General features: G+C 68.3%; 13 protein-coding genes. 6 read left to right on the top strand and 7 right to left on the bottom strand.

Annotation, left to right across the window (positions count from 1 at the left end):
• Positions 1-2: 2 nt before the first annotated feature.
• Complete coding sequence (locus ACE3QP_RS13780; protein WP_374436917.1) at positions 3-1,250, bottom strand: EAL domain-containing protein; 1,248 nt, start codon at positions 1,248-1,250, stop codon at positions 3-5.
• Between the two features lie 178 nt (positions 1,251-1,428).
• Between ACE3QP_RS13780 and ACE3QP_RS13775 the strand changes: the two genes are divergently transcribed.
• The 3 genes from ACE3QP_RS13775 (at position 1,429) to ACE3QP_RS13765 (ending at position 6,131) form a co-directional block, all read left to right on the top strand.
• Positions 1,429-3,138: a hypothetical protein gene (locus tag ACE3QP_RS13775; RefSeq protein WP_374436915.1), complete on the top strand. Its 1,710-nt coding sequence runs from the start codon at positions 1,429-1,431 to the stop codon at positions 3,136-3,138.
• Between the two features lie 88 nt (positions 3,139-3,226).
• Positions 3,227-5,221, top strand: a complete 1,995-nt coding sequence (locus ACE3QP_RS13770; RefSeq protein ID WP_374436913.1) for an acetyl-CoA carboxylase biotin carboxylase subunit — start codon at positions 3,227-3,229, stop codon at positions 5,219-5,221.
• 1 nt (position 5,222) lies between these two features.
• A complete protein-coding gene (locus ACE3QP_RS13765) occupies positions 5,223-6,131 on the top strand; it encodes a hydroxymethylglutaryl-CoA lyase (protein ID WP_374436911.1) in 909 nt (302 codons plus the stop codon).
• Positions 6,132-6,137: 6 nt separating this feature from the next.
• Here the strand turns inward: ACE3QP_RS13765 and ACE3QP_RS13760 are convergent, their stop codons facing one another.
• The 3 genes from ACE3QP_RS13760 to ACE3QP_RS13750 form a co-directional block, all read right to left on the bottom strand.
• Positions 6,138-8,384, bottom strand: a complete 2,247-nt coding sequence (locus ACE3QP_RS13760) for an EAL domain-containing protein (RefSeq protein ID WP_374436909.1) — start codon at positions 8,382-8,384, stop codon at positions 6,138-6,140.
• A gap of 74 nt (positions 8,385-8,458) precedes the next feature.
• Entirely contained in the window at positions 8,459-10,807 is a 2,349-nt protein-coding gene (locus ACE3QP_RS13755; protein WP_374436907.1) for a YgiQ family radical SAM protein, read from the bottom strand.
• 316 nt (positions 10,808-11,123) lie between these two features.
• Complete coding sequence (locus ACE3QP_RS13750) at positions 11,124-11,816, bottom strand: TetR family transcriptional regulator (RefSeq protein ID WP_374436906.1); 693 nt, start codon at positions 11,814-11,816, stop codon at positions 11,124-11,126.
• A 190-nt stretch (positions 11,817-12,006) separates the two neighbouring features.
• Here ACE3QP_RS13750 and ACE3QP_RS13745 point away from each other — a divergent pair, with 190 nt between their 5' ends.
• From ACE3QP_RS13745 to ACE3QP_RS13735, 3 genes are read left to right on the top strand one after another with little or no spacing between them, the layout of a single operon-like run.
• On the top strand, positions 12,007-13,227 hold the full coding sequence (locus tag ACE3QP_RS13745) for an efflux RND transporter periplasmic adaptor subunit (RefSeq protein WP_374436904.1): 1,221 nt from the start codon (positions 12,007-12,009) through the stop codon (positions 13,225-13,227).
• Between the two features lie 15 nt (positions 13,228-13,242).
• Complete coding sequence (locus ACE3QP_RS13740; protein ID WP_374436980.1) at positions 13,243-16,401, top strand: efflux RND transporter permease subunit; 3,159 nt, start codon at positions 13,243-13,245, stop codon at positions 16,399-16,401.
• Positions 16,402-16,411: 10 nt separating this feature from the next.
• Entirely contained in the window at positions 16,412-17,785 is a 1,374-nt protein-coding gene (locus ACE3QP_RS13735; RefSeq protein WP_374436902.1) for an efflux transporter outer membrane subunit, read from the top strand.
• Positions 17,786-17,806: 21 nt separating this feature from the next.
• Here the strand turns inward: ACE3QP_RS13735 and ACE3QP_RS13730 are convergent, their stop codons facing one another.
• The 3 genes from ACE3QP_RS13730 to ACE3QP_RS13720 are packed head-to-tail and all read right to left on the bottom strand — an operon-like array spanning position 17,807 to position 24,283.
• Positions 17,807-20,995 carry a type I restriction endonuclease subunit R gene (locus ACE3QP_RS13730; RefSeq protein ID WP_374436900.1) on the bottom strand — a complete coding sequence of 1,063 codons (3,189 nt, stop codon included), beginning with the start codon at positions 20,993-20,995 and terminating at the stop codon, positions 17,807-17,809.
• Positions 20,996-21,014: 19 nt separating this feature from the next.
• Positions 21,015-23,036 carry an RNA-binding domain-containing protein gene (locus tag ACE3QP_RS13725; RefSeq protein ID WP_374436898.1) on the bottom strand — a complete coding sequence of 674 codons (2,022 nt, stop codon included), beginning with the start codon at positions 23,034-23,036 and terminating at the stop codon, positions 21,015-21,017.
• Entirely contained in the window at positions 23,033-24,283 is a 1,251-nt protein-coding gene (locus ACE3QP_RS13720) for a restriction endonuclease subunit S (RefSeq protein WP_374436897.1), read from the bottom strand. The genes ACE3QP_RS13725 and ACE3QP_RS13720 overlap by 4 nt, the downstream gene beginning before the upstream one ends.
• Between the last annotated feature and the right edge of the window lie 4 nt (positions 24,284-24,287).

Here is a 24,287-nt window from a genome sequence, read left to right as displayed (position 1 = left end):
CCTCAATGCAGGCCCGCGGGGCGCTGCGCGGGCAGCAGACCCAGACCTGAATCCAGCGCCGCCGGCCGCCCCAGGTGGTAGCCCTGGCCGCGACTGACGCCCAGTTCACGCAGCGTCTGCAGTTCGGCATCGCACTCGATGCCCTCGGCCACGATCAGGCAGCCGGTGGCGCGCCCGAAGCTGCACAGGGCGGCCGCCAGCGCTACGCGCGAGGCATCGCAGTGGATGTTGCGGGTCAGGCTGATGTCCATCTTGATCTGCTGCGGGGCCAGGTTCAGCACATGGCGGAAGCTGGCGTAGCCGGCCCCGGCGTCGTCGATGGCGAGCTGCAGGCCGCGCCGCTGCAACGGCCGCAGGGCAGTGGCCAGTTCCTCGTAATGCTCGACCGCCGCGTGCTCGGTCACCTCGACCACCACCCGTTCCAGCGGGAAGTCCTGCAGCAAGGCCGGCAGGCCCGGGTGCAGCAGGGTGCTGGGCGAGGCGTTGATGGACAGATAGGTGGGCGCCGGAATGCGCGCCAACGGGCCCAGCGCGGCGGCAATCGCCTGCAGCTCCAGCTCGGCACTGCAGCCGAGTTCGGCCGCCTCGGCAAACCACAAATCGGGCGTGCGCGGCGGCAGGGTGCGAAAGCGGGCCAGGGCCTCGAAGCCCACCACATGGCCACGCGCGACGTCACAGATGGGCTGGTAGACCATCTGCAGCGCCCCATCTTGCTGCGCCGCGCGGATGCGCGCGCGAGCCTGCGCCTGGTGGCGGGCGGCCTCCAGTTCGGCGCTCAGGCCTTCGGCGACCAGTTCCGCCAGCACCCGCATCAGACGCAGGTCGCGGGTGCGCAGGCTGGGGTCGGGCAGGCGGCTGAAGCAGCAGAAGGTGCCGTACAGCGAGCCATCGCGCAGTCGCAGCGGCACGCTCAGGTGCGCGCCCACCGGCAGGGCGCGGGTGGCGGCCAGGCGCAGCGCCTCGGGCAGTTGGCAGGCATCGGGAATCAGCTCGGGCAGGCGCCCATCCACCACGCGTTGGCAGTAGCTCTCTTCCAGGGGGTCGGAACCACCGACTAGCAGCAAGGGCGCCGAATCGGCCTGATCCACCTGCCGGAACCAGCGCCGGCCGTCCTTGAATTCGGACACGAAGGCGGCTTCCATGTCCAGATGGGTGCGAATGGCCCGCAGGCAGCGTTGCAGCAGCTGCGGCGTGTCCTCGGCCTGGGCGCTCAGCAGCCCGCCCAGGCCCTCGATTGAAGGGCTTCGCATCGGTTTCTCCCCGACCTGATGTGCACACGGCAGCGACGCCGGGGCGTCGCGCGGCCTTTGCGGCTCTTGGGGCCGAGTAGAGCGCAGGCTCCATGCTCCGTCCAGCGCGACGACCGCTCCGTCACAGCGTGCGAGGGCAGGCGACTGGTAGATTGCGCCGCAAATTTCAGGGGGAACGATGAAGAACACCATGGGTGCGCTGCTGCTGGCAGCGGCCGCGGCCGTGCCAGCGCAGGCCGAGCGCAGCCTGCTGATTCAGGGCAGCCTGACCGAACAGGGCGAGCTGCAACTGCGCTACCAGCCGCCGCCGGGCGTGCAGGAACTGCCCTTTGCCAAGCACCAGGAGCACGGCCTGGCTGCTTGGCGAAAGCAGCTACAGCTGCGGCCGGACGATTGCACCGAGCTGCTGCCCTCGGTCCTGCGTCTGCGGCCGGGCTGCCAGGCCGCCACGCTCACCATCCGGCCGCAAACCCTCCAGGCCTATGCGGTCTATCAGCCCGCCGAACCCCTGAGCGATGGCCAGGGCGTACTGCTGCACACCGGTCACCATCTGGTGCTGCTGCCCGATACCGCGCTGCGCTGGGAATGGCGAGCGCCTTGGGTGGCCGAAGGCGGCACGCTGCATGCCCAGGGCCCGGTGCTGCGGCAGCTCAGCGCCGGGCAAGTGAACCAAGCCCTGGCCCAGCAGGCCCGCGAGGGCTCGCTGCCCGAGCAGCTGGGCCTGTGGGATTACCTGCTGCTGGGCCGCAGCGAACTGCAGCGGGCGCCCGGCGCCGTGCTGGACGGGGGCCTGGGTGCCGAGCGCGTGCAGCAGCTCCAGCAGCTGCTGGCACAGATTCATGCCGATTACGCCCAGGCCTATGGCGAAGCGCCTCCGGGCGGGATGGTGGTTGCGGTGGCCAGCGAGCTGCGCGGCTATCACGGCGACACCACTGTGGGGCCCATGATGCGGCTGCGTCTGCCGATGAATGCGGCGGCGCTGTCGCAGGCCGACCTGCGGTACTTCCTGGCCCATGAGACTGCGCATTGGTGGAACAGCGGCCTGTACAGCAGCGACGAGCAGCGGCCCTGGCTGCATGAGGGCCATGCGGAGTGGCTGGCTCATGTGCAGCAGCGCCCCCACCAGCCGCAGGCGGATTGGAACGCCCGGGTGGAGCGGGCCCTGAATGCCTGCCTGCGCCTGCGCGCCGGGCAAGTGGCGGTGGGGCTGCCTACCGGTCGCAAGAGCCGTGAGGATTACGACTGCGGCATGAGTCTCTTTCTCACGGCCCAGGCTTTGCACGCCCAGCGCTCACCCGAAGCGCGGAGGGGCCTGCAAGGTCTGGCCAGCCTGCACGCGGGAGCGGTCAGGCTGACCGCGGAGCGGCTGTTGGAATGGGCGGACGGTCCACTCGCGAATCCGGCCGAAGGGGGGCTCGGCCAGCTACTGCTGGACCCGGAACAGGAGTTCAGCGCCGGCTTGAGCGGGCTCTTACAGCGTCTGGGCGTGGCACGGGCCGAACGGCTGCAAAGCAGCGAAGGCCTGGGCCTTGCCGACCGGCAGGGGCGGGCAGGGGGCTTGCTGGCGGATTTGATGCGTGCGGACTGCGCGGGTGGCGTCGGCTTCTGGACGCTGGACGATGGCTTCAAGCTCGATCCCAGGTTGATAAGCTGCACGCGTCTGCCCCGCGAAGGCAAGGTGATCGCTTTGCAGGGCCAGGCCTTGCTCGAGCGGCCGCTGGAAGCGCAGGCGGCAGCGGCGGCGGCCTGCCGTGAAGGCCCCTCGGTCCAGCTGGGTCTTCAGGGTGGAGGCACCGTGGTCTTGAACTGCCCGCAGGGCTGGGCGCGTGAACGCCCGCAATGGCAGTTGCGCCTGCTGCCCGGGGCGCACCAGCTGATCGGCCTGTAGCCGCGCCGGGCTCAAGGCGCTCGGGGGCGTCCTCGATACTTCGGGTCTCGCGCCGGCAGCGGCGCCGCCTCTCCCACAAGGAGTCCCCATGTTCAAGAAGATCCTCATCGCCAACCGGGGTGAGATCGCCTGCCGTGTCGCCGCCACCGCGCGCCGGATGGGCATTCAAACAGTTGCCGTCTACTCCGAGGCCGATGCGCGTGCCCAGCATGTGCTGGCCTGTGACGAGGCGGTGCTGATCGGCGGCCCCGCGCCGCGCGATTCCTATCTGCAATGGGAACGCATCCTGGCTGCGGCCAAGGCCACGGGCGCGCAGGCCATCCACCCCGGGTATGGCTTTCTGAGCGAGAACGAAGGCTTTGCGCAGGCCTGCGCCGAAGCCGGCGTGGTCTTCATCGGCCCGCCGGCCAGCGCCATCCTGGCTATGGGCCTGAAGGCCGAGAGCAAGCGCCTGATGGAGGCGGCCAAGGTGCCGTTGGTGCCGGGCTACCACGGGGCTGACCAGGACCCGGCGCTGCTGAAGCGCGAGGCGGATCGCATCGGCTACCCCGTCTTGATCAAGGCCAGCGCTGGCGGCGGCGGCAAGGGCATGCGCGCGGTGATGAACGGCGACGAGTTCGACGCCGCGCTGGCCAGTTGCAAGCGCGAGGCCATCAACAGCTTTGGCGACGATGCGGTGCTGATCGAGCGCTATGTGCAGAAGCCTCGCCACATCGAGATCCAGGTCTTTGGCGACACGCAAGGCGACTGCGTCTACCTGTTCGAGCGCGACTGCTCGGTGCAGCGCCGCCACCAGAAGGTGCTGGAAGAGGCGCCCGCGCCGGGCATGACGGAGCAACGTCGGCGCGAGATGGGCGAGGCCGCCGTGGCGGCGGCCAAGGCGGTAGGCTATGTGGGCGCGGGCACGGTCGAGTTCATTGCCGAGCAGGACGGGCGCTTCTACTTCATGGAGATGAACACCCGCCTGCAGGTGGAGCACCCGGTCACCGAGGCCATCACCGGCCTGGACCTGGTGGAGTGGCAGCTGCGCGTCGCGGCCGGCCAGCCTTTGCCGCTTAAGCAAGACGAGCTCCGCATCCATGGCCATGCGATCGAGGCGCGCATTTGCGCCGAAAACCCCGAGGCCGGCTTCCTGCCCGCCACTGGCGCGCTCGACGTGCTGCGCTGGCCGGCGCACGCCAGCTTCAGCCGCGCCGACGTGCGCGTGGACACCGGTGTGGTCGAGGGCGATGCGATCAGCCCGTATTACGACTCGATGGTGGCCAAGCTGATCGTCTGGGGCGAGGACCGCGCCCAGGCGCTGGCGCGCCTGGATGCGGCCCTGGCCCAGACCCACATCGTCGGCCTGCAGACCAATGTCGCCTTCCTGCGCCGCTGTGCCGCCACCCAGAGCTTTGCCCATGCTGATCTCGACACCGGCCTGATCGAGCGCGAACGCGCCGCGCTGTTCGGCCAGCCCGGCCTGCCGCTGGATGTGGCCGCCGCCGCGGTGGTGGCGCACACCCTGGCCACGGAAGCCGCCAGCCAGGATGCTGACCCCTGGAGCCGGCGCGACGGCTTCCGCCTGACCGGTGACGCCGTGCGCGGCTTCGACTTGGAACTGGATGGCCAGCACCATGCCGTGCAACTGCGCCGCCTGCACCGCGGCGGCATGCAGCTGGTGGTGGGGGGTGAGTCGATCGCCTTCGCCGTTGATTCCAGCAGCCCCGAACGCCATACCTTGCTGCTGGGCGAGGGGCTGGCCCTGCGCCGCATCTCCGTGCATACCTATGCGCGCGGCGAGCAGGTGACGGTGTTTGCGCCGCAGGGCAGCGCCACGCTGACCGAGATCGATGTCATCGCCCATGCCGGCGAGGGCGGCGGCGCGGCCGGCCGCCTGACGGCTCCGATGCCGGGCAAGCTGGTCGCTCTGCATGTCAAGCCGGGCGATACGGTCAAGGCCGGTCAGGCCTTGGCGGTGATGGAGGCGATGAAGATGGAGCACACCCTGAACAGCCCGCGCGACGGTAAGGTGGCCGAGCTGTTGTACGCCGTGGGCGATCAGCTGAGCGATGGCGCCGAACTGCTGCGCCTGGAGGACTGAGATGGCACTGCCGAGCAAGGTCACCCTCTGCGACGTCGGCCCGCGCGACGGCCTGCAGAACGAGAAGCAAACGGTGGCCACCGAACACAAGGTGGAACTGATCCAGCGCCTGCAGGAGGCCGGCATCCGCCGCCTGGAGGCGACCAGCTTCGTCAGCCCCAAGTGGGTGCCGCAGATGGGCGACAACGTGGAGGTGATGCGCGGCATCGCCCGCCGCCCTGATGTGGCCTACGCCGTGCTGGTGCCCAACGCCAAGGGTCTGGAGGCCGCTCTGCCTCTGAAGCCCGATGAGATCGTCGTCTTCACGGCCGCCAGCGAAGCTTTCACGCAGAAGAACATCAACTGCTCGATCGCCGAGAGCATCGAGCGCTTCGCGCCGGTGGTGGCAGATGCCAAGGCACGCGGCATCAAGGTGCGTGCGGCGCTGAGCTGCGCGCTCGGCTGCCCCTATGAAGGCGAGATCCATCCCGACCAGGTGGACCGTGTGGCCGCGCAGCTGAAGGCGATCGGTGTCGACCACCTGGGCGTGAGCGACACCATCGGGGTGGGCACACCGCGCCGGGTGCAGGCCGCGCTGGAGCGGGCGCTGAAGCACTTCCCTCTCCAAGAGGTAAGCGGCCACTACCACGACACCTATGGCCAGGCGCTGGCCAATGTCTACGCAAGCCTGGAACTGGGCGTGGCCAATTTTGACGCCAGCGTCGGCGGCCTGGGCGGCTGCCCCTACGCCAAGGGCGCCACCGGCAATGTGGCCACCGAAGATGTGGTGTTCATGTTGAACGGGCTGGGCATCGAGACCGGTGTGGACATCGATGCGCTGGTGGATGCGGCCGCGTTCATCAGCAAGGTACTGGGCCGGCCGCCGGTGTCGCGCGTGGCGCGGGCGCTGCTCGCCAAGCGCGCCGGCTGAGCCGGTTCAGGCGCTGGGCTTGCTGCTCTGCGCCATCCAGCCTTCCAGCAGCTCACCCGGCATCGGGCGGGCGAACAGATAGCCCTGGCCTTCGTGGCAGCCCAGGGCCACCAGCTGGGCGGCCTGCTCTTCGGTCTCGATGCCTTCGGCCAGCACCTGCATGCCCAGGCTGCGGCCCAAGTTGACGACCATGGCGGCGATGGTGGAGCCGGCGGCTGAGCTCTGTGCCTCCTGCACGAAGGCGCGGTCGATCTTCAGGCGCTCGACCTGCAGCTGGCGCAGCTGACTCAGCGACGAGAAGCCGGTGCCGAAGTCGTCGATGGCGACGGTGGCGCCGGTGGCACGGATGTCGGCCAGCACGTGCAGCACCATGTCCACGTCTTCCATGGCCATGGATTCGGTGATCTCCAGCTCCAGCGCGTCGCCCGGCACCTCGGAGTCGCGCATTGCCGCCTGCAGGGTGGGGATGAACTGCGGGTGACGGAACTGCGCCAGCGAGATGTTGACCGCCATGCGGAAGTCCAGGTAGCCGAGCTCGCGCAGGCGGGCGACCTGGAAGCAGGCGGTGCGCAGCACGAACTCGCCGATGGAAATGATCAGCCCGCTCTGCTCGGCCAGCGGGATGAACTGGTCGGGCGGAACGAACTTGCCTTCCTCATTGCGCCAGCGCAGCAGCGCCTCGGCGCCGACCACCTTGCGCGTGGGCAGGTGCACCTGGGGCTGGTAGACCACGAAGAGGCGGCGCGCCTCGAAGCTGGCGCGCAGGCCCTTGAGCAGCTTGAAGCGCTCGCGCGCGTCCACACCCATTTCGGCGCTGAAGTACTGGGCCGCCCCGCGGTGCATCAGCTTGGCGCGCTTGAGTGCAATGTGGGCGTCCAGCAGCAGCTCCGAGCCCAGCGCGCTGCTGTCGGCCAGGTTCACCAGGCCGGTGGTGGCAGAGAGCTGGAGCCGTTCGCCGGCCACATTGAAGGGCTCCGTGAAGACGCCGGACACGCCCTCGGCGTTGATGCGCTCGGTCGGGCCCATCAGGCCGAAGGTGTCGGCCGAGATGCGTGCCATCTCGGCGCGCTCGCCCAACTGCTCGGTCAGGCGCGCGGCCACGGCCTGCAGCACCTGGTCGCCGAAGCGGTGGCCGAAGGCGTCGTTGATGTCGGAGAAGTCGTCGATGTCGATCAGTGCCAGCGACAGCCCCTCGGGCGCCTGCAGATGTTTTTCGAGCAGCTCGATGAAGCGGTTGCGGTTCGGTAGCTGCAGCAACTGGTCGTTGTAGGCGTGGTCCAGCAACTGGCCGTACATGGCCACGTTGTCGAAGCCGATGGCCACGGTGGAGCTGAAGGTGTGCAGCAGCGGCAGCTCGGCCTCGTCGGGCTCGCGGGCGAGCAGGGCGTGCATCACCAGGCTGCGCTCGTTGGAGAGCCGGAAGTGCAGGGTGAGCGGGTTGCCAATGTGCGGCTGGCCGAAGCCGAAGCTGCGTTCGATGGCATCCCGGCTGGTGCCGGCATCCAGCAGGCTGAGGCTGGCGCCCATCAGCTCGGCGAAGGGCCCGAGCGCACCGACGATGCGGGCCTGCTCGACGGCGTCCGAACGGTGCTGCACGCACACCAGGCCGGCGGGCGGGCTCTCGAACAGGCCGCACAAGTGTTCGAGCGCGCACTCTGCAAAGCGGGGCAGGGTACGAATCTGGCTCAGCTCGTTGGCGGCCTGCAGGATGCGCGAGACACCGCGGCGGCCGACCTGCAGCTCGCAGATCTGCTTGTAGGAGCGGATGGCGGCGGTGAGCACCGTGTAAAGGCGCGTGCGCGTCAGCTCGCTCTTGGTCTTGTAGTCGTTGATGTCGAGCGAGCGCACCGTCTCGATCTCGGGCGCGTAGCCGGGCTGGCCGGTGCGCAGCACGATACGGGTGGCGTCGTGGCAGGCGTCGGCGCGCATGTGGCGCACCAGCTGCAGGCCGGCGTCCTCGCTCTCCATCACCACGTCGAGCAGGGCCACGGCCAGGTTCGGTTCGCGGGCCAGCAGCTCGCGCGCCTGGGCGGCCGAGCTGGCGTGCAGGAACTCGAGCTTGCGACCTTCGATCAGCAGGCCTTGCATGGCCAGCTCGGTGGCCTTGTGGACGTCGCTGTCGTCGTCGACGATCAGCACCCGCCAGGGCGCGCCGGCGTGCTCGTCCGCGTGGGCATCGTGCTCGTCGATGAGTTCGAGCACATCGTCGTCGGGATCGAGCCGCGCGTCAGAGGACTGAGAGAGGTCGGACATGCTGGCGTGTTACGGACGGTTCGTTGGAGTATGCGCCAGTTCATGCGGCGGCCAAGGGGCCGCATTCCCCGGGTTTAGCCGGGTTTGCGGCGGCCTTTCGCGGGTCCTCGTCCGGGTTGTCCCTGCTCGCGCGGCGGCAGTCCGGTGTGCTGGGTCAGCAGGGTGCCGGCGCGCAGGCGCTGGCTGGCTTTGGCACTGGGTTTGACGGACGGTGTGCTGTTGGTGCGGCGTGCGCTGCAGTAGCTGCCATCGGTCTGCGGTTGCCAGCTCGGAATGAGGTGGTGCTTGCCGTTGCCGATCAGGTCGGCGCGGCCCATGTCCTGCAGGGCCTGGCGCAGCAGCGGCCAGTTGTTGGCGTCGTGGTAGCGCAGGAAGGCCTTGTGCAGGCGGCGGCGCTTCTCGCCCTTGACGATGTCCACTGTCTCGCTGTCGCGCGTGACCTTCTTGAGCGGGTTCTTGGTCGAGTGGTACATGGCCGTGGCGGTGGCCATGGGGCTCGGGTAGAAGGTTTGCACCTGGTCGGCACGGAAGCCGTTCTTCTTCAGCCAGAGTGCGAGGTTCATCATGTCCTCGTCACTGGTGCCGGGGTGGGCGGCGATGAAGTAGGGGATCAGGTACTGCTTCTTGCCGGCGGCGGCGCTGGCGGCCTCGAACAGCTGCTTGAAGCGGTCGTAGGTGCCGATGCCGGGCTTCATCATCTTGGAGAGCGGCCCGCCTTCGGTGTGCTCAGGGGCAATCTTCAGGTAGCCGCCCACGTGGTGCGTCACCAGCTCGGTGATGTATTCGGGCGATTCGACCGCCAGGTCGTAGCGCAGGCCCGAGCCGATGAGGATCTTCTTCACGCCCTTGATGGCGCGCGCCTTGCGGTAGAGCTGGATCAGCGGCCCGTGGTCGGTGTGCAGGTTCTGGCAGATGCCGGGGTAGACGCAGCTGGGCTTGCGGCAGGCCGCCTCGATTTCCTTGCTCTTGCAGCCGATGTGCCACATGTTGGCGGTGGGGCCGCCGAGGTCGGACACCACGCCGGTGAAGCCCTGCACCTTGTCGCGGATGTCCTCGATCTCGCGCAGCACCGATTCTTCCGAGCGGCTCTGGATGATGCGGCCTTCATGCTCGGTGATCGAGCAGAAGGTGCAGCCACCGAAGCAGCCGCGCATGATGTTGACGCTGAAGCGGATCATTTCCCAGGCCGGGATCTTGGTGGCGCCGTCGTGGCGGCCCTGTTCGTCCGCATAGCGCGGGTGCGGGCTGCGCGCGTAGGGCAGGTCGAACACATGGTCCATCTCGGCGGTGCTGAGCGGGATCGGCGGCGGGTTCAGCCAGACATCCCGCACCGAGGGGCCGTCGCCATGGCGCTGCACCAGGGCGCGCGCATTGCCGGGGTTGGTCTCCAGGTGCAGCACGCGGTTGGCATGGGCGTAGAGCACCGGGTCGCTCTTGACCTGCTCGAAGCTCGGCAGGCGGATGACGGAGCGCTCGCGCGGTGGGGTGACGGCGCGGGCGTCCGTCTTGGCCACGGCGCGGCGCACGATCTGGATCGGCTTTTCCTCCGCCTTGGGCGCATCGCCGGTGGCGCAGGCGGCGCCTTGCGCGCTGCCGGTTTCCTCGGTGGTGGCGTAGGGGTTGATCAGCTCGTCCACCTTGCCCGGGGCGTCCACGCTGCTCGAATCGATCTCGAACCAGCCGGCCAGCTGCGGGTCATCGACCTTGCGCATGAAGGCGGTGCCGCGCACATCGGTGATGGATTCGATGGGCTTGCGCTGTGCCAGGCGGTGCGCGATTTCGATGATGGCGCGTTCGGCGTTGCCGTACAGCAGCAGGTCAGCCTTGCTGTCCACCAGGATGGAGCGGCGCACCTTGTCGCTCCAGTAGTCGTAATGGGCGATGCGGCGCAGCGAGGCCTCGATGCCGCCGATGATCACCGGCACGTCCTTGAAGGCTTCCTTGCAGCGCTGGGTGTAGACGAGCGTGGCGCGGTCCGGCCTTTTTCCCGCCTCGCCGCCCGGGGTGTAGGCGTCGTCGCTGCGGATTTTCCGATCGGCCGTGTAGTGGTTGATCATCGAATCCATGTTCCCGGCTGCCACGCCGAAGAACAGCTTGGGCCGGCCCAGGGCCTTGAAGGGCTCGGCCGAGTTCCAGTCGGGCTGGGCAATGATGCCGACGCGAAAGCCTTGCGCCTCCAGCGTGCGCCCGATCACCGCCATGCCGAAGCTGGGGTGGTCCACATAGGCATCGCCGCTGACGATGATGATGTCGCACTCGTCCCAGCCGAGCTGCGTCATCTCCTCGCGGCTCATGGGCAGGAAGGGCGCCGGTCCGAAGCGCTTGGCCCAGTAGGGGCGGTAGGCCGTGAGCGCGCGCTCGGCCTTGGGCGGCTTCACAGTCTGGTGGCTGTGGGCGTCGTCTCGGGTCAGGGTGGCGGTCACGGGCAGGCCTTGGCTTTCGGGCAAACCCGCAATTGTCGTTGGGCGGCGCTGGTTCCGGTGCATGCCCCTGTGCGCTGACGGGGCTTGCGGCGTGCTTAGTTTGGGGCCTGCTTGGGGCTTAGGGCCTGTTAACACTACGGGAAGCCGCGCGAAAGGGCTTGGCCGGCCGGCCAGGCCCTTTCCCTTCGGGTTGCCACCAAAAAGGGTGCCCACTTCGTTGCGAAGCCTCGCCGGGGAACTGCCCCGGCTTCGTTTCGCGCCTCGTTGGCGCCCGTTTTGATGGCAACGCGCTGGCTCCCCGTAGTGTTAACAGGCCCTAGTTGGGGGCCTGAGCCTGCACGCAGGCCAGGAGGCGGGCGCGTTCGGCCGGCGGAATGGCCGGCAGCAGGCTGGCACCCTGGTGGGCCAGGCCTTGCAGATAGGCCTCGGTGGCGGCCTCGCCCACCTGCGGCAGATCGAAGGTGCTGGGCTGCAGCAGCCATTGGTGCAGCAGGCCATGGCACAGGGCCACCAGGCCGATGGCGGCCTGGCGCGTGTCCAGCGTGCAGGGCAACTGGCCGGCCTGCACGGCGCCTTCCAGATTGGCCTGGTGCCGCTCCACCCAGCGCTGGTGCGCTTCAGCCTTGCGCTGTGACAGCGCCTCCAACTCGCCACTGAATTCCATCTTCTGCAGCGCAATTTCGAACGCGCGGCGGGTGCGGGGGCAGTAGGCGGTCAGGTGAAAGAGGTGCAGCAGGCCCCAGCGCAGCGCGGCCAGCCCCGGCTGCTGCAGGCAGGGCGCCTCGGGCGGGGCGGCCTCCAGGGGCAGGGTGGCGCGGTCCATCAGGGCCGTGAAGAGCTCGGCCTTGTTCTTGAAGTGCCAGTACACCGCGCCGCGCGTCATGCCGGTGGCGCTGGCAATGTCCTGCAGCGAGGTGTGCGAAACCCCTTGCGCATGGAACAGCAACTCGGCCGCGTCGAGCAGCTTCTGCCGGGTTTCCAGGGCTTCCTGTTTCGTCTTGCGCGCCATGGAGGGGCATTCTAAGTTCATTTACATACATGCGTGAATGTATGTAGACTCCGCCGCCTTGCCTGTCACCCCGGGTGAATTGGATGAGCGGTAGCGTGTCGAACGGGCGCCTGCTGCTTCGTCGTCCCGGGTGAGCCAAGCCCCGCTGTCATCGCCGCGCACCGTGCTGCGCCGCCCGAAAGGATTTCCCGTGATCCCTGCCTCCCAGAAGAAGCCGCTGGCGCGGCCCCTGTTGCTGTCCCTTCCCCTGCTGCTGGCGCTGGCCGCCTGCGGCCAACAGGGCGGCAACGCCCAGGCGCAGGGGGGCGGCATGCCGCCGCCGGCCGTGGGCGTGCTGCAGGTGCAGCCGCAGGCGGTGAACCTGCAGGTGGAGCTGCCCGGCCGCGTGGAGGCCCTGCGCACTGCCCAGGTGCGGGCGCGCGTGAACGGCGTGGTGCAGAAGCGCCTGTTCACCGAAGGCGCCGAGGTGCGCGTCGGCCAGTCCCTGTTCCAGATCGACCCCGCGCCCTACCAGGCCGCGCTGGACGCCGCCCAGGCCCAATTGGCCAAGGCGCAGGCCAATGTGGCCCAGGCCGCCGCGCAGGCCGAGCGCAACAAGCCCCTGGTCGAGGCCAAGGCCATCAGCCAGCAGGAATACCTGGCCTCCGTGGCCGCCGCCAAGGCGGCCGAGGCCGATGTGGCGGCCGCCAAAGCGGCGGTGCAGACCGCGCGCCTGAACCTGGACTACGCCGCCGTCAAGGCGCCCATCGCCGGCCGCATCGGCCGCGCGCTGGTGACCGAAGGCGCGCTGGTCAGCGCCGCTGAGGCCACCCAGCTCGCGCTGATCCAGCAGACCGACAAGGTCTACGTCAACTTCACGCAGAGCGCCAACGAGGTGCAGGCCCTGCGCCAGGCCCTGGCCGCCGGCCAGTTGCGCGCCGCCGGCAAGGATGGCGCCCAGGTACGCGTGCTGCTGGACAACGGCCAGGAGACCAAGGAGCCCGGCAAGCTGCTCTTCACCGACCTGAGCGTGGACCCCGGCACCGGCCAGGTGCAGCTGCGCGCCGAGGTGCCGAACGCCCAGGGCCAGCTGCTGCCGGGCCAGTTCGTGCGCGTGCGCCTGGTGCAGGCCGAACTGCCCGCCGGCCTGCTGCTGCCGCAGCAGGCGGTGACGCGCGGCAGCCAGGGTGACACGGTGCTGGTGGTGGGCGCCGACAACAAGCCGCAACCGCGCCCGGTCAAGCTGGGCGGCAGCCAGAGCAACAAGGATGGGAGCTATTGGGTGGTGCTCGACGGCCTGAAGCCCGGCGAGCAGGTCATCGTCGATGGCTTCCAGAAGATGTTCGTGCCCGGCGCGCCGGTCAAGCCCGTGCCCTGGACCGGCGCGGCTTCGGCCCCGGCTTCGGCCCCGGCTTCGGCCGCCAGCCGCTGATCGGAGCCGCGCATGCTGTCTCGCTTCTTCATCGACCGCCCCATCTTTGCCTGGGTGATCGCGCTGTTCATCCTGGTGTTCGGCGCGCTATCCATCACCAAGCTGCCGGTGGCGCAGTACCCCACGGTGGCGCCGCCCTCGCTGGTGGTCAGCACCTTCTACCCCGGCGCCTCGGCGCGCACGCTGGATGAATCCGTGCTCGCCGTGCTGGAGCAGGAGCTCAACGGTTCGCCCAATCTGGCCTACATCGAGTCGGTCTCGCAGGCCAACGGCAGCGGCACCATCACGGTGACCTTCGAGCCCGGCACCAATATCGACCTGGCGCAGGTGGAGGTGCAGAACCGCCTCTCGCGCGCCGCGCCGCGCCTGCCCTCGGCCGTGGTGCAGCAGGGCGTGCGCGTGGACAAGGCGCGCAACAACTTCCTGCTTTTCGTCACCCTGTCCAGCAAGGACGGGCGCCTGGACCCGATCGCCCTGGGCGACTACGCCGCGCGCTCCATCATTCCGGAGCTGCAGCGCCTGCCCGGCATCGGCCAAGCCCAGCTGTTCGGCACCGAGCGCGCCATGCGCATCTGGATCGACCCGGCCAAGCTGCGCGCCTACAACCTGAACGCGACCGAGGTCAACGCCGCCATCCGCGCCCAGAACGCGCTGGTGCCGGCCGGCTCCATCGGCGAGCTCCCCAATCTCTCGACCCAGACCGTCAGCGCCACCGTGGTGGTGAAGGGGCAGTTGGAATCGGTCGAGCAATTCAAGGCCATCGTGCTGCGCGCCAACCCCGATGGCTCCACCGTTCGCCTGGGCGACGTGGCGCGCGTGGAACTGGGCGGGCAGGGCTATGGCAGCTACTCGCGCCTGAACGGCAAGCCCAGCACCGGCATCGGCATTCAGCTCGCCCCCAGCGGCAACGCCCTGGCCTCGGCCCAGGCGGTGAAGGACCGCATGGTCGAGCTGCAGCGCTACTTCCCCGAGGGCGTGGTCTACGAGATCCCCTACGACAGCTCGCGCTTCGTGCAGATCTCCATCACCCAGGTGGTGCAGACCCTGTTCGAGGCCATCCTGCTGGTGTTCCTGGTGATGTACCTATTCCTGCAGAACTGGCGCTACACCTTGATCCCGACCATCGTGGTGCCGATCGCCCTGCTAGGCACTTTCGCAATCATGCTGGGCCTGGGCTACTCCATCAACGTGCTCACGCTGTTCGGCATGGTGCTGGCCATCGGCATCCTGGTGGATGACGCCATCGTGGTGGTGGAGAACGTCGAACGCATCATGCACGAGGAGGGGCGCTCGCCCCTTGAAGCCACCAAGAAGGCGATGGGCCAGATCTCCGGCGCCATCATCGGCATCACCGTGGTGCTGGTCTCGGTCTTCGTGCCCATGGCCTTCTTCGCGGGTTCGGTGGGCAATATCTACCGCCAGTTTTCGCTGTCCATGGCGGCCTCGATGCTGCTCTCGGCCTTCATGGCCCTGAGCCTGACGCCGGCGCTGTGCGCCACCCTGCTCAAGCCCGTGGCGCCCGGCAGCGGGCACGCCAAGCGCGGCTTCTTCGGCTGGTTCAACCGCGGCTTTTCCGCCACCGCCAAGGGCTACGAGGGCTGGGTGGCCAAGCTGCTGCAGCGCGGCGGCCGCGTGCTGCTGATCTACGTGGCGCTGATCGCCGTGGTGGGTTGGCTCTACGTGCGCATGCCCACCTCCTTCCTGCCGAATGAAGACCAGGGCTATCTGATCGTCAACGTGCAGCTGCCGCCGGGTGCCACGGCGCACCGCACCGAAGCCGCGGTCAAGCAGGTCGAGGACTTCATGCTGAAGCAGCCCGAGGTGCGCGCCACCGTGGGGGTGATCGGCTTCTCTTTCAGCGGCCAGGGGCAGAACGCCGCCCTGGTGTTCGTGCCGCTCAAGCCCTGGGAGGAACGCAAGGGCAAGGACCACAGCGCGCAGGCGCTGGCAGGCCGTGCCTTCGGCGCCTTCATGGCCGTGCGCGATGCCTTCATCTTCCCGCTCTCGCCCCCGCCCATCCCCGAGCTGGGCACGGCCACCGGCTTTGCCTTGCGATTGCAGGACCGCGGCGGCCTGGGCCACGAGGCCCTGCTGAACGCCCGCAACCAGCTGATGGGCATGGCGAGCAAGAGCAAGCTCATCACCGGCATGCGCCCGGACGGCCTGGAGGACGCCCCCCAGCTGCAGCTCGACATCGACCGCGACAAGGCCAACGCCCTGGGCGTGAGCTTCGACAACCTGGGCGCGGTGATCGCCACCCAGCTCGGCTCGGCCTATGTGAACGACTTCCCCGCCAACGGCCGTCTGCAGCGCGTGGTGGTGCAGGCCGAGGCCGCGGCCCGCATGCAGCCCGAAGACCTGCTGCGCCTGAGCGTGCTGAACAACAAGGGCCAGCATGTGCCACTGAGCAGCTTTGCCAGCACGCGCTGGATCACCGGCCAGATGCAGGCGGTGCGCTACAACGGCTATCCGGCCATGCGCCTGGCCGGCGATGCCGCGCCCGGCGCCTCCACCGGCGCGGCGATGGCCGAGATCGAGAAGATGGCGGCCCAGCTGCCGCCGGGCATCGGCTTCGAGTGGACCGGGCTCTCGCGCGAGGAAAAGATCTCCGGCGCCCAGGCCACGGCCCTGCTGGTCTTCTCGCTGCTGGCCGTGTTCCTGTGCCTGGCCGCGCTGTACGAGAGCTGGTCGATCCCCTTCGCCGTGCTGCTGGTGGTGCCCCTGGGCCTGCTGGGCGCGCTGCTGGGCGCCAGCCTGCGCGGCATGCCCAACGACGTCTTCTTCAAGGTCGGCCTGATCACCATCATTGGCCTCTCTGCGAAGAACGCCATCCTGATCATTGAGTTCGCCAAGGATCTGCAAGCCGAAGGGCGCAGCCTCACCCAGGCCATCCTGGAGGCCTGCCATCTGCGCTTCCGGCCCATCCTGATGACCTCGCTGGCCTTCATCCTGGGCGTGATGCCGCTGGTGTTCGCCAGCGGGGCCGGCTCGGCCAGCCAGCGCGCCATCGGCACCGGGGTGATGTCGGGCATGGTCTCGGCCACCGTGCTGGCCGTGCTCTTCGTGCCGGTGTTCTTCCTGGTGGTGCGCAAGCTCTTCAAGCCCAGCACCCGCCAGCTCGAATTCGACAAACACCATGCCCATGGCATTGGCGGCGCCGCGGAAGGCCATTGAGATGAACACCATGAAGAGAACCGCGCTGTCCCTGTTGGCCACCGCTTCCCTGAGCGCCTGCATGAACCTGGCCCCGGCGCACCAGCGCCCGGCGCTGCCGGTGGCCGAGAGCGTCGGCCAGGCCGCTGAAGCGGCCGTGCAGCTGCCCAACTGGCAAGGCTTCTACGCCGACGCCCGCCTGCAGGCCCTGATCGAGACCGCGCTGCGCCACAACCGCGACCTGCGCGTGGCGCTGGCGAACGTCGAGCAGGCCGCCGCGCTGGCGCGCGTGAGCGACGCCAACCGCTGGCCCACCGTAGGCCTGGGCGCGGGGATGTCGCGCCAACCCAAGGCGCAGGGCGAGGGCATCAGCAGCAACTACCAGGTCGGCTTGCAGCTCAGCGCCTACGAGCTCGACCTCTGGGGCAAGCTGAAGAACCAGAGCGAGGCCGCGCAGGCCCGCTACCTCGCCAGCACCGAAGGCGCCCGCGCCGCCCAGCTCAGCCTGGTGGCCGCCGTGGCTTCGGCGCATTACGCGCTGCAGACGGACGAGCAGCTGCTGGCGCTGGCCCGCCGCACGCTGGACAGCCGGCTGGAAAGCCACCGCCTGGTGCAGCTGCGCTTCGACCAGGGCGCCGCCTCCAGCCTGGAGCTGCAAGGTGCCATCTCGGCGCTCGAAGCCACCCGCGCCGCCGTGGCCCAGGCCGAGCGCCAACGCGCCCAGGACGAACACGCCCTGGCCCTGCTGACCGGCCAGGCCCTGGGCCCCGAGCTGCCCGCCGCCACGCCGCTGCTGGATCAGGCCCTGGCCCCGCTCGCCGCCGGCCTGCGCTCGGAAGCGCTGCTGCAGCGCCCCGACGTGCGCCAGGCCGAGGCCCAGCTGATCGCCGCCGAGGCCAATATCGGCGCGGCGCGCGCGGCCTTCTTCCCCTCCATCTTCCTGAGCACCAGCGCCGGCACGGCCAGCAGCCAGCTCAGCGATCTGTTCAAGCACAGCGCCTGGAGCTTCAGCGGCCAGCTGCTGCAGCCCCTGTTCGACGCCGGCCGCAACCGCGCCAACCTGGCCGCCAGCCAGGCCGCCCGCGACGCCGCCGTGGCCCAGTACGACAAGGCCGTGCAGCAGGCCTTCCGCGAAGTGGCCGACGCCCTGGTGGCCCGCAGCACCCTGACCGAACAGCTGCGTGCCCAGCAAGCCCAGGCGGCAGCCGAGGCCGAACGCCTGCGCCTGGTGGAGCTGCGCTTTGCCAACGGGGCTTCGAGTCAGTTGGAGCTACTGGATGCCCAGCGGGCCAGCTTTGCGGCCCAGCAGGCAGCGCTGCAGGTGCGGCTGGCGAGCTTGCAGGCGGGAGTGGGGCTTTACAAGGCCTTGGGCGGCGGCTTGGCGCAGGCGCAAACCCAGCCTTAGCCGGTTTCTGGGCGGGGCTGGCTAGACCCAGCTCTCGCCCAGGGCTTCGGCCTGGCTCAGCACCAGCTCCACCGCCGCGTCCTGCATATCCGGCGGGTACTTGTACTTGCGCAGGATGCGCTTGACCATCAGCCGCAGGCTGGCACGCACGCTCTCGCGCTGGGACCAGTCCACCGTGATGTTCTTGCGCAGGTTCTCGGTCAGCTCGTGGGCGATCTTCTTCAGCGTCTCGTCGCTGAGTTCGCGCACGGCCGACTCGTTGGTGGCCAGCGCGTCGTAGAAGCGCACCTCGTCCTCGTTCAGTCCCAGCTGCTCGCCGCGCTGGGCGGCGGCGCGGAACTTCTTGGCCATGTCCACCAGCTCTTCCATCACCTGCGCGGTCTCGATGGAGCGATTCTGGTAGCGGGCGATCACCTGCCCCAGCAGCTCTGAAAACCGCCGCTGCTGCACGATGTTCGTCGCGAACTTGGACTTGATCTCGCCCTCCAGCAGGCGCTCCAGCAGCTCCACCGCCAGGTTTCGCTCGGGCAGGTTGCGCACCTGGGCCAGGAACTCGTCGTCCAGCAGGCCGATGTTGGGCTTGTCCAGGCCCACGGCGTCAAAGATGTCCACCACCGCGTCGGACACCACCGCGTGGCCAATGATCTGGCGAATGGCGTGCTCGCGCTGCTCGTCGGTCTTTTTCTGGGCCGACAGGTCGCGCTTGGTCAGGATCACCTTCACCGCCTGAAGGAAGGCCACCTCCTCGCGCACCGCCTTGGCCTCGTCCAGCGTGCAGCAGAGCGAAAACGCCTTGCTCATCGCCAGCGCGTGGTCGGCAAAGCGCTTCTTGCCACTCAGGCCCGCCTCCAGCGGCAGGCCCAGCACATGGTTGGCCGCACCGGCCAGCACCTTGTGGCCGCCGGTCAGGAAGCCCGACCAGTCAAAGCCGTGCAGCAGCGCGCGCAGCACGTCCAGCTTCTCGGCCAGCACCGCATAGGCCTCGTGGGCGTCCACCGTCGGCCGGCCGCGGCCTTGGCTGGCGGTGTACTCCTTCATCGCCGCCTTCAGCTCGTTGCCGATGCCGATGTAGTCCACCACCAGGCCGCCCTGCTTGTCCTTGAACACGCGGTTCACGCGGGCAATGGCCTGCATCAGGTTGTGGCCCTTCATGGGCTTGTCCACGTACATGGTGTGCACGCAGGGCGCGTCAAAGCCGGTCAGCCACATGTCGCGCACGATCACCAACTTCAGCGGGTCGGCCGGGTCCTTGAAACGCTTCTCCAGCCGCTTCTTCACCGGGCCGCCGTAGATGTGCGGGCGCAGCAGCGCCTTGTCGCTGGCCGAGCCCGTCATCACGATCTTGATGGCGCCCTTCTCGGGGTCCTCGTCGTGCCACTCGGGGCGCAACTTCACGATCTCGTTGTAGAGGTGCACGCAGATCTCGCGGCTCATGGTCACCACCATGGCCTTGCCGGGCTGTGCGGCCTCCCGGGCTTCGAAGTGCGCCACCAGGTCCGCCGCCACGCTGGCCACGCGGGGCTCGGCGCCCACCACCTTTTCCAGCGCGGCCCAGCGGCTCTTGAGTTTGGCCTGGATGCTCTCCTCCTCGTCCTCGGCCAGTTCGTCCACCTCGGCGTCGATGAGCGGAAGCTCTTCTTCGCGCAGCTTCAGCTTGGCCAGCCGGCTCTCGTAGTAGATGGCCACCGTGGCGCCATCTTCCTTGGCCTGCTGCATGTCGTAGACATGGATGTACTCGCCAAACACCGCGCGGGTGTCGCGGTCGGCGGCGGAGACCGGCGTGCCCGTGAAGGCCACGAAGGTGGCGTTGGGCAGGGCGTCGCGCAGGTGCTGGGCATAGCCCACCTGGTACTTCGTCTGGTACGTCGGGGGCTCGAAATGCGCCTCGGGCGCGTCGGCCGGCGTCAGCAGGCCATCGCCCGTGCGCAGCGGCTTGGTCTTCACCTCTTTCAGCTTGGCCTCGAAGCCGTACTGCGTGCGGTGCGCTTCGTCGGCAATCACCACGATGTTGCGGCGCTCAGAGAGGCGCGGGAACAGGTCCTCGTCCTCGCCCGGCATGAACTTCTGGATCGTGGTGAATACGATGCCGCCCGAGGGCCGGTTGCTCAGCAACGCGCGCAGCTCCTGGCGCGTCGTCGCTTGCACCGGCTGCTCGCGCAGCAGGTCTTGCGAGAGGCTGAACACCCCGAACAGCTGGCCGTCCAGGTCGTTGCGGTCGGTGATGACCACCAGCGTCGGGTTCTCCATCGCCGGCTCCTGCATCACCCGGGCGGCAAAGCAGGTCATGGTGATGCTCTTGCCGCTGCCCTGGGTGTGCCACACCACGCCGCCCTTGCCACGCTGCGCGGCGCTGCCATCGGCCCGAGACGCCGCCACCACCTGCTGGATGGCCGCCTGTACCGCGTGGAACTGGTGGTAGCCGGCGATCTTCTTCACCAACTGCCCGTCGTCCTCGAACAGCACGAAGAAGCGCAGGTATTCGAGCAGGCGCTGCGGCGCCAGCAGGCCGCGCACCAGGGTTTCTAGCTCGTTGAACTCGCCCAGCGGGTCGAGCTGCACGCCGTCGATGGTGCGCCACTGCAGGAAACGTTCGGCATTGGCGGAAAGCGAGCCCACCCGCGCCTCGCTGCCGTCGGCAATCACCAGCAGCTCGTTGTAGTGGAAGACGTCCGGAACCTGCGCCTTGTAGGTCTGGATCTGCTCAAAGGCTTTCCAGATGTCCGCCTGTTCGTCGGCCGGGTTCTTCAGCTCCAGCAGCACCAGCGGCAAGCCGTTGACGAACAGCACCACGTCCGGCCGGCGCGTGTGGTGCGGGCCCTTCACGGTGAACTGGTTGACGGCCCACCACTCGTTGGCCGCCACGTCTTGCCAGTCGATCAGGCGCGCAAAGTCGCCGCGCGTTTCGCCGTCCTTCTGGAACTGCACCGGCACGCCGTTGACCAGCAGCTTGTGAAAGGCGCGGTTGGCGGCCAGCTGTGCGGGCAGGCCCAGGTTCAGCACCTGCTGCAGCGCGTCCTCGCGGGCATTGGCCGGCAGCTGCGGGTTCAGGCGGGCGATGGCCGCGGCCAGGCGTTCGCGCAGCAGCACCTGGCGATAGTCGCTGCGCTGGGCGTTCTCGGCGTCCGGGGCGATGGTCTGGCCATGGTGGTGTTGCCAGCCCAGCTCGGCCAGCCAGCCCAGGGCTTCTTGTTCGAGTTGGTCTTCGGTCATCGCCGCTCCCTGCGTTCGCTCAATCCGTCGTGCCGTTCGTGGCCTTGCGGTAAGACTGCAGCTCATGCGTGGGGGTGCCCGGGAAGGCCCGCCGGATGAGCTGACCTTTGACCAGGCCGTCCAGGTAGCCCTTGCGCAAACCGTCTGGGTCTCGCTGAAGCAGCTCGGCCAACACGCTCAGACGCACATAGCGCCCTTCACAGACGGACAAGATCACAGCTGTCATCGTTTCCCGGTCCAGGCGTGCCTTGCTGCGCGGCAGGCTGGAACGCTCCAGTAGCTGATCGCGCAGCCCCTCGGACAGGGCCGCCAAGTCGTCCACGATGGGGGCATCCAGGTGGGGCGAAAGCAGGCAGCCCTGGCTGTCCCGCTGCGCGGTCTCCATGGCCAAGCTGCCCTGTTGGGCCGAGCCTGACCCTTCGGTCTCGCTGCTACCGGGGCTGGAGCTTTTGCTACCGGAGCTTCCCGACTTACTACCGGAGCTGGCGGCGCTACTACCGGAGCTGCCGGCTCCCGAGAACACCTGCTCCGGGGAAACAGGCGCGGCTCCCGGCAGGTGGTAGACCTTGCCCTTGGACTGGCCTTGGGAGAGCAAAAGGCCGTCTCGCTCCAGGCGGGCCAGCGCCAGGCTGATGTCATGCGGGTGCTCGGTGCAGATCTCCGTCATGCGCGAGTGGTTGACCACGCCCTCGATCCTGGCCGTCGCCAGAATCACGCGCCCCAGCGCATCGACCCGCTCGAAGGCCGGCCCCAGCTGGGCGTGCAGCGACTCCAGAACGGCCGGTGGCAGCAGGTCCAGCATGTGCAGCTCCAGCAGGGTCTGCTCCGGTTCATCTTTCTCTCGCAGCAGGGGCTGGCGCCAATGGCTGCTCTGCCAGCCGCTGAAGATCTTGGGCATGCCGGAGCCGCCTCGTTCCCCCAGGCCGATCAGCAAAAACATCTGATGCAGGATGCGGTTGCGACAATCGCTCTCGCCGCCTCGAATCACCTGCTCGATGGGCAGGCGCAGGCCGCCGGGGTTTCGAAAGCCGAACATGTCCGGCCGCTTCACCACCAGCACCGAGACGCGCCCTGTGTAGTCCGCATGCACCAGGGTATTGACCAGGGCCTCGCGCAAGGCCACATGCACCGGGGTGTCGTCCTGGCGCTGGCCATCCTTCAAGGCAAACGGCACCTTCAGGTCGGCGATCAGCTTGCGGTAGACGCGCCGATAGAACTCGAACAGGTTGCCGGACCAAGTGCCGTCCGGCACCAGGCGGTCCACCCAGCGCAGCTCGGTCTTGGCTTCGGGCCGTTCCTGGTAGTCCAGGAAATAGTGCGGCAAAGCCTCCTGAATGGCCTCCCAGCGGCCGAACATCAGCAGCCCGGCCAGGGTCAAGCCTTGCTCGCCGCTGGCTCGTTCGCGGCGCCAGCCGCGCAGGCTGGTCAGGAACGCCAGATCGTCCTGCTCCAGATAGGGGTGGCCGGGCTTCTCGTCCTTGAGCATTTGGCGGTAGATGCGCAGGCTGTCGCGGTCGATGTCCTCCATGCCGAAGTGCGGCAGGATGCGCGCGTCGCGCTCGTCCTCGATCTGCTCGGCCAGCATGCGCTTGACCGCCTCGTCGTCGCAGCGGCGGTCACCATCGTGCAAGCGCCGGTAGGTGTGGCCCAGGGGCTGGCCGTTCAGGTACACCGGCCGCTGCTGGCGCGTGGCGGGCGGAATCTGAATGGCCAGCACCAGCCGGCCTTCCCAATGCAGTTCCTGCACATCGGCTTCGGTCAGCAGGTTCACGCTCACCTTGCCCGGGTTGTTCAGGTTGTTGAACAGCTCGCTGCGCAGCTTGTCGGGTTTGGCCACGCCGGCGACGCTGAACTGCCCGGCCTTCTCGCGCACGCCCAGCAGCACCAGGCCACCGTGGGCATTGGCCATGGCCGAATAGGTGGGCCAGAAGTCCTTGGGCAACTCGCCCTGGCCGTCCTGCCCCTGCGCCAGCTTGCATTCCAGGTCGGTGGACTCGCGCAGCAGCGGCAGGTCTTCGGGGCGCAGGGCGTGGAGCTTCATGCCAGGGCTTCCTCGATGGATTCGGTGGCCTCGGGCAGGCGCAGCTGGCCGGAGATCAGGCGGGGGAGGAGGGTGTCGCGGAGGGTGGCGAGCGATCGTGCTTGCCGCTCATTGGCGATGACGCGATTGAACAAGGGCTGGGCGATGGCCGAGAAGGCGTCGATTGCGTCAGACGTCGGCACCACGGCCGGGATTGGTCGAAACGCCTTCTTGCTGATCTCCATAAAGGTCGAACCGTTAGCCCGTCCCTTGATCTGCTCCATATTGGCTTCACACCAGCGCAGCATGTACAGCGGTGGAAGAACGCCTCCTGGCAGCATGCCGATGTAGCCCTGGTTCACTGCCACGGGAAGGTCGGTGATGGCCAAGTAGCCGATCGGTGCGCGTGACGACATCAGCAGGCTTCCGACGGGCAGCAGGCCAGAGCCGATCTTTGCCAGGCCGCTGGCACTCAGCCTCCTTTCGGTTTCCGTCAAGACCGGAGCAGTCGCGCCCGAAAGATCCTTGGGTGTCGTCCACGCGAATTCGGCGGGTTCCCAGAACTCTTCCTTTTTCGTGTCCGGCGTGGCGCCGCCGACGGTCTCCACGCAGTCGCCAATTGGGCGAACCGTCCACCCCCTCGGCACCTCCCCCAACTCCGAGTCCTCGAAGCTGTCGGGGAAGAGGGCGGCGGTGGCTTCGTCCAGGCCTTCGGGGGCGCGGCCGGCCAGCTTGGCGCGCACGGGGTCGAAGTCCACGAACCAGGACTTGAACAGCGCCTGGGCGATGGCTTCCAGCGTGGCGTTGGTTTCGCGGAGGAGGGTGATGCGGTCGTCCAAACTTCTCAGTACATCCACCATCGCAGCCTGCACAGCGATCGGCGGCAACGGCACCTGCAATGCTGCGAGTGCCTTCCCGGTCAAGTGCTTGATGGTGGTGCCGGTGAAGTGCGGCTCAAGAAGGTCTGCCTTGGCTGCGTGACAGAACCAGTAATACAAGTAGTAGTTGTCGAGTGAGCTCTTGGGACGGATGCGATGAAGAGCCTTCTGAATCTTCATGGTTGGTACAGGCGCGGTCCAAATTGCGCACCGCCCAGGTTCTCCGCCTTCGCAAACTACGAGGTCGCCGGTTAGCAGGCCGTAGCGTTCTTCTTCCTCGGGCTCGAACCGCATCTCAGCGAGGTCGCTGAGATCGAAATTACCCCAGCGGACATTGCTGTTGCCCAGGTACGGCTGAGGGGTGCCCTTGTTCTTCTTAGCGTCGAGCATCTTT

The organism is Inhella sp. (assembly GCF_041912635.1).
In the GTDB taxonomy this organism is placed as follows: Bacteria; Pseudomonadota; Gammaproteobacteria; order Burkholderiales; family Burkholderiaceae_C; genus Inhella.
This window is presented reverse-complemented; position numbering and strand designations above follow the sequence as displayed.